Origin of the sequence: Vibrio qinghaiensis (assembly GCF_002257545.1) — a bacterium.
Classification (GTDB): Bacteria; Pseudomonadota; Gammaproteobacteria; order Enterobacterales; family Vibrionaceae; genus Vibrio; species Vibrio ordalii.
Genome location: NZ_CP022741.1, coordinates 111122 through 123007, shown reverse-complemented (window position 1 = coordinate 123007; position 11886 = coordinate 111122). Strand labels below are relative to the sequence as shown.

Annotated in this window: 5 protein-coding genes, 3 tRNA genes, 3 rRNA genes and 1 pseudogene; 1 reads left to right on the top strand and 11 read right to left on the bottom strand. The window is 46.9% G+C overall.

Going from position 1 to position 11886, the window contains the following annotated elements:
- Positions 1 to 70: 70 nt before the first annotated feature.
- Positions 71 to 199, top strand: a pseudogene (locus CCZ37_RS19245) (helix-turn-helix domain-containing protein); the annotation flags it as partial.
- 257 nt (positions 200 to 456) lie between these two features.
- On the opposite strand, the gene CCZ37_RS00595 reads toward CCZ37_RS19245, so the two are convergent.
- From CCZ37_RS00595 to rho, 11 genes are all read right to left on the bottom strand, one after another.
- Positions 457 to 533: transfer RNA gene (locus CCZ37_RS00595), tRNA-Trp, on the bottom strand.
- 60 nt (positions 534 to 593) lie between these two features.
- A tRNA-Asp gene (locus CCZ37_RS00590) sits at positions 594 to 670 on the bottom strand.
- A gap of 79 nt (positions 671 to 749) precedes the next feature.
- A 5S ribosomal RNA gene (rrf, locus tag CCZ37_RS00585) occupies positions 750 to 865 on the bottom strand.
- Between the two features lie 87 nt (positions 866 to 952).
- Positions 953 to 3844, bottom strand: a 23S ribosomal RNA gene (locus tag CCZ37_RS00580).
- Between the two features lie 307 nt (positions 3845 to 4151).
- A tRNA-Glu gene (locus CCZ37_RS00575) sits at positions 4152 to 4227 on the bottom strand.
- An 88-nt stretch (positions 4228 to 4315) separates the two neighbouring features.
- Positions 4316 to 5874: ribosomal RNA gene (locus CCZ37_RS00570) — 16S ribosomal RNA — on the bottom strand.
- Together the 16S, 23S and 5S rRNA genes with 3 tRNA genes alongside form the textbook arrangement of a ribosomal RNA operon.
- A 581-nt stretch (positions 5875 to 6455) precedes the next feature.
- Positions 6456 to 7163: an NAD(P)H-flavin reductase gene (gene fre, locus CCZ37_RS00560; protein ID WP_094499502.1), complete on the bottom strand. Its 708-nt coding sequence runs from the start codon at positions 7161 to 7163 to the stop codon at positions 6456 to 6458.
- A 14-nt stretch (positions 7164 to 7177) separates the two neighbouring features.
- Positions 7178 to 7447 carry a 2Fe-2S iron-sulfur cluster-binding protein gene (locus CCZ37_RS00555; RefSeq protein WP_094499501.1) on the bottom strand — a complete coding sequence of 90 codons (270 nt, stop codon included), beginning with the start codon at positions 7445 to 7447 and terminating at the stop codon, positions 7178 to 7180.
- The gene (gene ubiD / locus CCZ37_RS00550) at positions 7444 to 9300 is read right to left on the bottom strand and encodes a 4-hydroxy-3-polyprenylbenzoate decarboxylase (protein WP_094499500.1); all 1857 of its coding nucleotides are present in this window, start codon (positions 9298 to 9300) and stop codon (positions 7444 to 7446) included. Before ubiD ends, CCZ37_RS00555 begins: the two co-directional genes overlap by 4 nt.
- A 77-nt stretch (positions 9301 to 9377) precedes the next feature.
- Positions 9378 to 10373 carry a hypothetical protein gene (locus CCZ37_RS00545; protein WP_094499499.1) on the bottom strand — a complete coding sequence of 332 codons (996 nt, stop codon included), beginning with the start codon at positions 10371 to 10373 and terminating at the stop codon, positions 9378 to 9380.
- A gap of 108 nt (positions 10374 to 10481) precedes the next feature.
- Positions 10482 to 11741 (bottom strand): transcription termination factor Rho, encoded by a 1260-nt coding sequence (rho, locus tag CCZ37_RS00540; protein ID WP_010319292.1) that lies wholly within the window; start codon positions 11739 to 11741, stop codon positions 10482 to 10484.
- Positions 11742 to 11886 lie beyond the last annotated feature (145 nt).

The window sequence follows — 11886 nt, the reverse complement described above, 5'->3', positions numbered from 1 at the left end:
CTTATTCGCTATGGACAGCCTCAATAATATCGACTTTAAAAAGCTCGCAAGCCAGCAGAAATCTATTCAGATGAAAATGAGACTGCTGGCCCTCGCTCATTTCAAAGATGGACACTCTCGCACCAAAATCGCCAAGTTTCTTAAGGTCAGCCGAACCAGTGTTAATAAGTGGGTTCAAACTTTTCTTGAGAAAGGATTAGAAGCCAATCAGTTTTTTGCGGATTACGAAGACATTGTCTCCAAAGTATGTCGGGCTTGGAATAGTTTTTTGGAATGCTCGACCAGAGTCAGACAGATGTGTTCGAGAAGGTGGATAGAGCTGACCCGTTAATTTACAGAGTGGTATTAATACCCTATGGGTACAATATTTTATTGAAGAACCAGAATATTCCAAAAAAATAATAAGGAGATGAAAAATAGCAAAAAGCCTCAGCATTTCTGCAGAGGCTTGATAAATGGCAGGGGTGGAGAGATTCGAACTCCCAACACGCGGATTTGGAATCCGCTGCTCTGCCAGTTGGAGCTACACCCCTAAATAATTTATGCTTCTCATTGAAGAAAACCTCAACATGACTGCTGAGGCTCTTAATAAGTGGCGGAGCGGACGGGACTCGAACCCGCGACCCCCGGCGTGACAGGCCGGTATTCTAACCAACTGAACTACCGCTCCGCAGCGTGTCTGGTTAGACGTTTCGTCTACTTTTTTTGCCTTTAGATTTTTAAAAAAAATCTAAAAACAACAAGTCAAAGCCTGGCGATGTCCTACTCTCACATGGGGAGACCCCACACTACCATCGGCGCTGTTGTGTTTCACTTCTGAGTTCGGCATGGAGTCAGGTGGGTCCACAACGCTATGGTCGCCAAGCAAATTTCTTAATTCGGAAAGCTGCTTCGTTCTCATTCACACATTCAATGTTCTTAAATTGAGCCCACAAAACCCCTTCGGTGTTGTATGGTTAAGCCTCACGGGCAATTAGTATTGGTTAGCTCAACGCCTCGCAGCGCTTACACACCCAACCTATCAACGTTCTAGTCTCGAACAACCCTTTAGGACACTTAAAGTGCCAGGGAAGACTCATCTCAGGGCTCGCTTCGCGCTTAGATGCTTTCAGCGCTTATCAATTCCGAACTTAGCTACCGGGCAATGCCATTGGCATGACAACCCGAACACCAGCGGTTCGTCCACTCCGGTCCTCTCGTACTAGGAGCAGCCCCCTTCAATCTTCCAACGCCCACGGCAGATAGGGACCGAACTGTCTCACGACGTTCTAAACCCAGCTCGCGTACCACTTTAAATGGCGAACAGCCATACCCTTGGGACCGACTTCAGCCCCAGGATGTGATGAGCCGACATCGAGGTGCCAAACACCGCCGTCGATATGAACTCTTGGGCGGTATCAGCCTGTTATCCCCGGAGTACCTTTTATCCGTTGAGCGATGGCCCTTCCATTCAGAACCACCGGATCACTATGACCTACTTTCGTACCTGCTCGAACCGTCATTCTCGCAGTTAAGCGGGCTTATGCCATTGCACTAACCTCACGATGTCCAACCGTGATTAGCCCACCTTCGTGCTCCTCCGTTACTCTTTGGGAGGAGACCGCCCCAGTCAAACTACCCACCAGGCACTGTCCGCAACCCCGATGAGGGGCCTACGTTAGAACATCAAAACGACAAGGGTGGTATTTCAAGGTCGACTCCACGCAATCTAGCGACTGCGCTTCTAAGTCTCCCACCTATCCTACACATGTAGGTTCAATGTTCAGTGCCAAGCTGTAGTAAAGGTTCACGGGGTCTTTCCGTCTAGCCGCGGGTACACTGCATCTTCACAGCGATTTCAATTTCACTGAGTCTCGGGTGGAGACAGCGTGGCCATCATTACGCCATTCGTGCAGGTCGGAACTTACCCGACAAGGAATTTCGCTACCTTAGGACCGTTATAGTTACGGCCGCCGTTTACCGGGGCTTCGATCAAGAGCTTCGACCTAAGTCTAACCCCATCAATTAACCTTCCGGCACCGGGCAGGCGTCACACCGTATACGTCATCTTGCGATTTTGCACAGTGCTGTGTTTTTAATAAACAGTTGCAGCCACCTGGTATCTGCGACTCTCGTCAGCTCCATCCGCAAGGGACTTCACCAATAAGAGCGTACCTTCTCCCGAAGTTACGGTACCATTTTGCCTAGTTCCTTCACCCGAGTTCTCTCAAGCGCCTTGGTATTCTCTACCCGACCACCTGTGTCGGTTTGGGGTACGATTGCTTATAATCTGAAGCTTAGAGGCTTTTCCTGGAAGCAGGGCATCAATGACTTCACTGCCGTAGCAGCTCGACGTCGTGTCTCAGCCTAACAAGAAACCGGATTTACCTAGTCTCTTAGCCTACGCACTTGAACCAGGACAACCGTCGCCTGGCCCACCTAGCCTTCTCCGTCCCCCCATCGCAATTATAAGCAGTACGGGAATATTAACCCGTTTCCCATCGACTACGCTTTTCAGCCTCGCCTTAGGGGTCGACTTACCCTGCCCCGATTAACGTTGGACAGGAACCCTTGGTCTTCCGGCGGGGAGGTTTTTCACCCCCCTTATCGTTACTCATGTCAGCATTCGCACTTCTGATACCTCCAGCATGCTTTACAACACACCTTCAACGGCTTACAGAACGCTCCCCTACCCAATACAGTAAACTGTATTGCCGCAGCTTCGGTTTACTACTTAGCCCCGTTACATCTTCCGCGCAGGCCGACTCGACCAGTGAGCTATTACGCTTTCTTTAAATGATGGCTGCTTCTAAGCCAACATCCTGGCTGTCTGAGCCTTCCCACATCGTTTCCCACTTAGTAGTAATTTGGGACCTTAGCTGGCGGTCTGGGTTGTTTCCCTCTCCACGACGGACGTTAGCACCCGCCGTGTGTCTCCCGGATAGTACTTACTGGTATTCGGAGTTTGCAAAGGGTTGGTAAGTCGGGATGACCCCCTAGCCTTAACAGTGCTCTACCCCCAGTAGTATTCGTCCGAGGCGCTACCTAAATAGCTTTCGGGGAGAACCAGCTATCTCCGAGTTTGATTGGCCTTTCACCCCTAGCCACAAGTCATCCGCTAATTTTTCAACATTAGTCGGTTCGGTCCTCCAGTTGATGTTACTCAACCTTCAACCTGCCCATGGCTAGATCACCCGGTTTCGGGTCTATATCCAGAGACTAAAGCGCCCAGTTAAGACTCGGTTTCCCTACGGCTCCCCTATTCGGTTAACCTTGCCACTGAATATAAGTCGCTGACCCATTATACAAAAGGTACGCAGTCACAGGACAATGCCTGCTCCTACTGCTTGTACGTACACGGTTTCAGGTTCTATTTCACTCCCCTCACAGGGGTTCTTTTCGCCTTTCCCTCACGGTACTGGTTCACTATCGGTCAGTCAGTAGTATTTAGCCTTGGAGGATGGTCCCCCCATGTTCAGACAGGATAACACGTGTCCCGCCTTACTCGATTTCACTTATAATGATGGAACAGTTACGGGGCTATCACCCTTTATTGCGCCACTTTCCAGAGGCTTCACCTGCATCATTAAAAGCTTAAGGGCTAGTCCAATTTCGCTCGCCGCTACTTTCGGAATCTCTGTTGATTTCTTCTCCTCGGGGTACTTAGATGTTTCAGTTCCCCCGGTTTGCCTCCTTACCCTATGTATTCAGGTAAGGATACGTGCTTATGCACGTGGGTTTCCCCATTCGGAAATCGTAGACTCAAGTGGCTGTTACTGCCTAATCTACGCTTATCGCAAGTTACTACGTCCTTCATCGCCTCTGACTGCCAAGGCATCCACCGTGTACGCTTAGTCACTTAACCATACAACCCGAAGAAGTTTCGTGTTGCAGACAAGTCACCAAGGTTGTCTCTCATTATTTGAATGAGCGAGAGACGTTTGATTTTGCCGGACTCAATTTTGAAAACTTACCGCAGTAAGCTTTCCCAAGAACACTTGAATGTGTTTGGTATCAATACGTTAAACGCATTGATGTTGAGAACTTTTATTTGATAACAACAAACACGTTCGTTGTTATCAGTCAGCTTTCCAAATTGTTAAAGAGCACGATTTGACTTTCTACTAAAGAAAGAAACCATTTTTAAAGATTCTCGTAAGAACATTTAAAGATGGTATCCCGTAGGGGAGTCGAACCCCTGTTACCGCCGTGAAAGGGCGGTGTCCTAGGCCTCTAGACGAACGGGACACTAAGTAAGAATGTTTGGCAACATCCTCGTCTCTTAAACTGTATAAACCATCAATCTGTGTGGACACTCATCAGTGTAATCTTCGTATAAGGAGGTGATCCAGCGCCAGGTTCCCCTAGCGCTACCTTGTTACGACTTCACCCCAGTCATGAACCACACCGTGGTGATCGTCCTCCACTCTCTCCGAAGAAAGTGCGGTTAAACTAACCACTTCTGGTGCAGCCCACTCCCATGGTGTGACGGGCGGTGTGTACAAGGCCCGGGAACGTATTCACCGTAGCATTCTGATCTACGATTACTAGCGATTCCGACTTCATGGAGTCGAGTTGCAGACTCCAATCCGGACTACGACGCACTTTTTGGGATTCGCTCACTATCGCTAGCTTGCTGCCCTCTGTATGCGCCATTGTAGCACGTGTGTAGCCCTACTCGTAAGGGCCATGATGACTTGACGTCGTCCCCACCTTCCTCCGGTTTATCACCGGCAGTCTCCCTGGAGTTCCCGACATTACTCGTTGGCAAACAAGGATAAGGGTTGCGCTCGTTGCGGGACTTAACCCAACATTTCACAACACGAGCTGACGACAGCCATGCAGCACCTGTCTTACAGTTCCCGAAGGCACTCCCGCGTCTCCGCAGGATTCTGTAGATGTCAAGAGTAGGTAAGGTTCTTCGCGTTGCATCGAATTAAACCACATGCTCCACCGCTTGTGCGGGCCCCCGTCAATTCATTTGAGTTTTAATCTTGCGACCGTACTCCCCAGGCGGTCTACTTAACGCGTTAGCTCCGAAAGCCACGGCTCAAGGCCACAACCTCCAAGTAGACATCGTTTACGGCGTGGACTACCAGGGTATCTAATCCTGTTTGCTCCCCACGCTTTCGCATCTGAGTGTCAGTATCTGTCCAGGGGGCCGCCTTCGCCACCGGTATTCCTTCAGATCTCTACGCATTTCACCGCTACACCTGAAATTCTACCCCCCTCTACAGTACTCTAGTGAACCAGTTTCAAATGCGGTTCCGAGGTTGAGCCCCGGGCTTTCACATCTGACTTAATCCACCACCTGCATGCGCTTTACGCCCAGTAATTCCGATTAACGCTCGCACCCTCCGTATTACCGCGGCTGCTGGCACGGAGTTAGCCGGTGCTTCTTCTGTCGCTAACGTCAAATGATGCTGCTATTAACAACACCACCTTCCTCACGACTGAAAGTACTTTACAACCCGAAGGCCTTCTTCATACACGCGGCATGGCTGCATCAGGCTTGCGCCCATTGTGCAATATTCCCCACTGCTGCCTCCCGTAGGAGTCTGGACCGTGTCTCAGTTCCAGTGTGGCTGATCATCCTCTCAGACCAGCTAGGGATCGTCGCCTTGGTGAGCCATTACCTCACCAACTAGCTAATCCCACCTAGGCATATCCTGACGCGAGAGGCCCGAAGGTCCCCCTCTTTGGCCCGTAGGCATCATGCGGTATTAGCCATCGTTTCCAATGGTTATCCCCCACATCAGGGCAATTTCCTAGGCATTACTCACCCGTCCGCCGCTCGCCACCCAAGGAACAAGTTCCTCTGTGCTGCCGCTCGACTTGCATGTGTTAGGCCTGCCGCCAGCGTTCAATCTGAGCCATGATCAAACTCTTCAATTAAAGTTTTGTTGGTCCTAAGACCGGCTCAATGAATACTGACTTCAAAACTGCTCTTACTCGAAAGTAAAAAAGTAATTTTAAAGCTATTGTTGTTCCAACAGAACAACAATGAATTGACTGTGCCGCTTCTTGGTCTTCACTTTTTAAGAAAAAGTGAAATCAAAAAGCATTCGAACTATTGCTAGTTCAGGTCACTCAGTTCATTGATAAATCTTTTTCGATTATCATCAACGAGTGCCCACACAGATTGATAGGTTTATATTGTTAAAGAGCGTTCTTCGTTGGGTTGCCGAGGCTTCCTTTGAAGAGGCGGCCATTCTAGCGAGATAATTGTGAGTGTCAAACACTTTTTTACATTATTTCGTCTTACTGATTTGACCTACTGATTGGCTGGCTAGTTGGGTTTGAACCCTTACTGGCTGTGCCGTGTCAGTGAGGCGGCATTATAGGGAGAACGGAGATGAGTGCAAGCGGTTTTTAATAAAAAACAAGAAAAACATCTATTTTGTTTAAATAGCAGCCACAAAGCGTCAAAAGAGAGCATTTCGCTCTCTTTTGATAGGCTTTAACCTCTCTCGATCTTAAATAAAAGCATAGGCATCAGCAAACATGTGATCGCTTTTTGCATTTTTGTATTGGGTAAACTGTTCTCTTGCTGCTCCAGCCATATCAAAACGACCTGCAATATAAATGTCGTACGCTTCTAACGACTCGAAATCATCATTGATCGCTTGGAGTACATTGCCAACCTTGCCATTCCAACCTTCATCAGCCGTTTCAACAACAGGTACAAAGTGGATGTTCTCAAATTGCTGAGCAATCTCACTCAGTTCTGTTTTTGCATAGAGTTGGTAAACGTCTTTTGCTCCCCAGTACAAATAGATAGCGTTACTTTTTTTTTGGCTAATACAGTGATCTAAAATCGAGCGTACATAGCTAAAACCTGTTCCTCCAGCAATGAGTAGTAGAGGGCGCTCATTTTCTTTTACCCACGCATCACCGTGAGGTGCATCTATGTTGACGAAACCCTTGTTGCTTAATGCCGTTTTCATTTTCTCAACTACTTCCTGTGCGTAAGCATTATGCTCGGCGGCACCAATGTGCAGCTCTAGTTCACCAGAACGGCAAGGGCTGCTTGCGATAGAAAATGGACGTTTATCTTTCTCACCCATTTCTACCATGAGATATTGCCCAGCTTTAAATGCAAGAACGCTTTCAGGTTGGAGGATGATTTTATAAGTATTAGAGGCTAATGGCTCAATTGACTTTACTTTACATTGGGTGGTCATGTTTTTCCTCTGACTTACTCTGCAAAAGTAAGTACTAAGCTACTTGTTGCAAAGGCTTGGCAAGGGAATATCCAACCTTGTCGCTGCTCTTCGTCAGTCAACATCGGCTCTAAGTTATATTCCACTACACCTTCTAATTTTCTGCACATACACATAGCGCATGCACCTATTTGACAACGGTGTGGAAAAGAGATGTTCTTTTTGAGCGCAGCTTCCAACACCGTTGTACCGTCTTGTACTTCAAAAGTATCGCCTTTCGGCAGCAAGATCACCGTGTAGGTCATAAAATACCTAACTCATCCCAGATAGAGTCTATTTTAGTGACTACCTCGTGATCTTTTTTGATTGGCGTCCCCCACTCTCGCTGAACTTCACCAAAGAGTTTGTTGGTTGCATCCAGTAAGAGCTTGGAACATTGCCCTTCATTAGCTTCTATACGATCAGTATCTCGAGACGGATCCATGCGCGTGGTTATCGCCCAAATCACATCATTCCAATCTCGGATATTCACATCATCATCACAGAGCACAACAAACTTCAGGTTTGAAAATGTCTCTAAAAATGCCCATATCTTTTTTAACAGCTCTTGAGATTGACCAGCGAACGCTTTGTTCATGGATACAATCAAGAAACCATCATTAGAAAATGGCACTAAATAGATATCAACAATCTCAGAATGCTGTGCTCTAAGCTGATCCAAATGCTCAGCTTTGATCTGAGGAGCCGTTGATGGTGACGATTGTTGTCTTGTACCGTCACTCTCAACATCCCATTTAATGGTAGCATCTAAGCCCATTTTGGAGCCCAGCCCCACCACTGGAGAGGCAAAATCAAGTGAATCAATCGGTGTATGCTCGATAAATAAAGTATCTCGCACTGGGTCCATATGTGTTGTCATTGCATTGATAACTGAATTCCAATCACGAGCATCGACTGATTCATCGCACACCACCACATATTTAGTGTACATAAACTGGCGAAGGAACGACCAAACTCCCATCATGACTCGCTTTGCATGACCTGGGTATTGCTTTTTCATCGTCACTACCGCCATTCGATAAGAACAACCTTCCGGCGGCAAATAAAAATCGACGATTTCAGGAAACTGTTTTTGGAGTATAGGTACAAACACTTCATTTAACGCAACACCAAGCACAGCGGGTTCATCAGGTGGGCGTCCGGTATAAGTGCTATGGTAGATAGGATTGCTGCGCATTGTGATATGCGTAACCGTAAAGACACGATGCTTTTCAACTTCATTATAGTAACCCGTGTGATCACCATAAGGCCCTTCGTCAGCATATTCGTTTGGATCTATGTAGCCTTCCAGCACAATTTCCGCACTAGCAGGCACATCTAGATCATTACTGAGCGATTTAACCACTTCTGTTTTGCTGCCTCGTAACAATCCCGCAAAAGCATATTCAGAAAGCGTATCTGGCACTGGTGTCACCGCGCCTAGAATGGTTGCAGGATCAGCACCAAAAGCCACTGAAACTGGGAAATTCTCTCCGGGATGAGTGTCCATCCAATCTCTTAAATCTAGAGCACCACCACGATGCGCCAGCCAACGCATAATGACTTTGTTTTTACTAAGCTTCTGCTGACGATAAATTCCGAGATTTTGTCGCTTTTTGTTTGGCCCTTTAGTGATGGTCAGCCCCCAAGTTAGAAGGGGTGCCACATCATCGGCCCAGCAACTCATTACCGGAATTTTATCTAAGTCAACATCGCTGCCCTGCCAAACGATCTCCTGGCAAGGAGCCTTGCGTAGCCGTTTGGTTGGCATGTTGAGCACTTGCTTAAATAAAGGCAATTTATCGATAGCATCTTTGAAGCCCTGCGGTGGCTCGGGCTCTTTGAGATAAGCCAGTAATTTGCCGACTTCCCTTAACTCTTGGACCTCTTTACGCCCCATGCCGATCGCGACGCGTTTTGCGGTGCCAAACAAGTTAGTGAGCACCGGAACCGTATAACCGATCGGGTTTTCAAATAGCAAAGCAGGACCTGCGGCACGCAAAGTGCGATCGCTAATTTCCGTCATTTCATAATGAGGGTCAATCGGGCAAGTAATGCGTTTTAGTTGGCCTGTTTTTTCCAGATGGTCAACAAATTCACGTAAATCCTTAAAGCTCATAGGCCTACTACATCGCTGATTAAACTGCAGGCAGTATAACAAAAACAACCCATTAACGATCCCCAAATTTCATAGGGTTATTGAGAGAGGGCTTGTAAAATACCACGGCTTTTCACCTGAGAATTACTCACCAGTAAATCCTTTAGCCAACTGCTGTGTCCCTGCTCGACCAAAGCAGTGGCTACTAAATTGACCTCTTCATTGATTGACATTTTGGCTATCAGAAAGTCGCGGATATCAGGACGCATGGGGCTGATGCGAACTAACTCCTTAATCGCTTGTACTTTTAAACTCGGATTTTCGCTGGCAGCCATGATCTGTTTTATCGCAAATTCATCGCTCACGCTGGCTAATCGTGTGAGTTCCTGCTGAATGGAGAAATCGACCCGCATCAGCCACAGGAGTTTATAGATTTTAGGATCTTCACTAACCTGAGCTAATCGAACCATCACTTGTGTGGAAGGCAACCATCCGGTCACTGGTTCTGATGTCAGTTGCTCTGTGAGGGCAGATAGAGCATCTGGGGATAGTGTATCTAACTCGCGGATCAGTAATGTTTCGCGAATTTTTACTTGATATTGAGTCCCTGACAGCCATGTTTTCAATACTAGCTCTTGGCGTACGGCCTTCACCAAGAAATCGAGAGTGGTTTGTTCCTGCCGCCAACGCTTTAATAAACGGCTGGCTATCGCAGAAGAGTCAAAAGCTGGGGTGGAGAATTCATAGCCTTGTTCTTTTTCGACAACTTGATAAGTGGGTGCAAGCGCTTGCTGCTCTTCAATGAAGATCACCATATTCGGCGTTAGCGTGAGATCCAACTGCTCGATTTTTTGCAGCAACAGGAAACGTACGGCTTCTTGCGGCAATAGCGCTAAACGTTGTAATGAAAAGCGCAAAGAATCAAATTCATCATGTACCGCGTACTGCAATAGCTCTGCACTTTTATGGCGAATTTGTTCTTCCTGAAGCCATTTCTGAGCTGTATCAGACGTTATTTCTATAGAGGCAGCACTTGGCCACGCACAAAATAAAAATAGCGAGAGGAGAAGCGACGACAACATTCCTTGTTGCATTTTAACCTCCTTGTAACATTTAGCCTATTGTGGAAGGTTAATGGGTCAAATGCAAACAAAAACGCCACCGATAAACGGTGGCGTTGGTCATACTAAACTTAGCGTCTATTATTGACGGCGCATCGCATCAAAAAACTCATCATTGGTTTTCGTCATCGCGAGCTTATCAATTAAGAATTCCATTGCGTCACTCTCACTCATTGGGTGAACGATCTTACGCAGAATCCACATTTTTTGTAACTCATCAGGCTTAGTAAGCAACTCTTCACGACGAGTACCGCTGCGGTTGAAGTCGATAGCAGGGAAGACACGTTTTTCCGCAATTTTACGGTTAAGGTGCAATTCCATGTTACCTGTACCTTTAAACTCTTCGTAGATAACTTCATCCATTTTAGAGCCGGTATCAACCAGTGCCGTCGCAATAATCGTTAAACTACCGCCTTCTTCTACATTACGAGCCGCACCAAAAAAGCGCTTAGGACGTTGCAATGCATTGGCATCCACACCACCAGTCAAGACTTTGCCAGATGACGGGATCACAGTATTGTAAGCGCGTGCTAAACGTGTGATGGAATCAAGCAGGATAACCACATCTTTCTTATGCTCAACCAAACGTTTTGCTTTTTCGATCACCATTTCTGCCACTTGTACGTGACGTGAAGCTGGCTCATCGAACGTAGAAGCAACCACTTCGCCTTTCACAAGGCGTTGCATTTCCGTTACTTCTTCAGGACGTTCGTCAATAAGTAGCACCATCAACACACAATCAGGATGGTTGTTAGCAATACTTTGCGCGATATTTTGTAGCAACATGGTTTTGCCCGCTTTTGGCGGAGCAACAATCAAACCACGCTGGCCTTTACCAATCGGAGAGGCAAGGTCTAGAACTCGTGCCGTAATGTCTTCTGTCGAGCCATTACCACGCTCCATGATCATACGTTCATTGGCATGTAGTGGAGTTAAGTTCTCAAATAAAATCTTGTTACGTGCATTATCCGGTTTGTCGTGGTTAACGGTGTTAACTTTTAACAATGCGAAATAACGTTCGCCTTCTTTTGGTGGGCGGATTTTGCCAGATACTGAGTCACCGGTGCGCAAGTTGAAACGGCGAATTTGGCTTGGTGATACGTAGATATCATCAGGGCCAGCTAAATATGAACAGTCGGCGCTACGTAAGAAACCAAAACCGTCTTGAAGAATTTCCAAGACCCCATCACCAAATATATCTTCACCACTTTTTGCGTGCGCTTTTAGGATGGAGAAGATGATGTCTTGTTTTCTTAGACGCGCCAGGTTTTCGAGGCCTAGGCTCTCACCAAGCTTCACAAGATCAGACACAGGTCTGTTCTTCAATTCTGTTAGATTCATTGTGGTGGATACTTGTTTAGTCAAAATAGGATCTATTTTCTAGTTAAGATGGATTTTGGTCTCAGGATCGACCAAGAAGTGAACACTTGTCTAATTAACGTGCGATAAACTAGCACTAAATAATAGCCTAGTCTAGAGTTTGTTT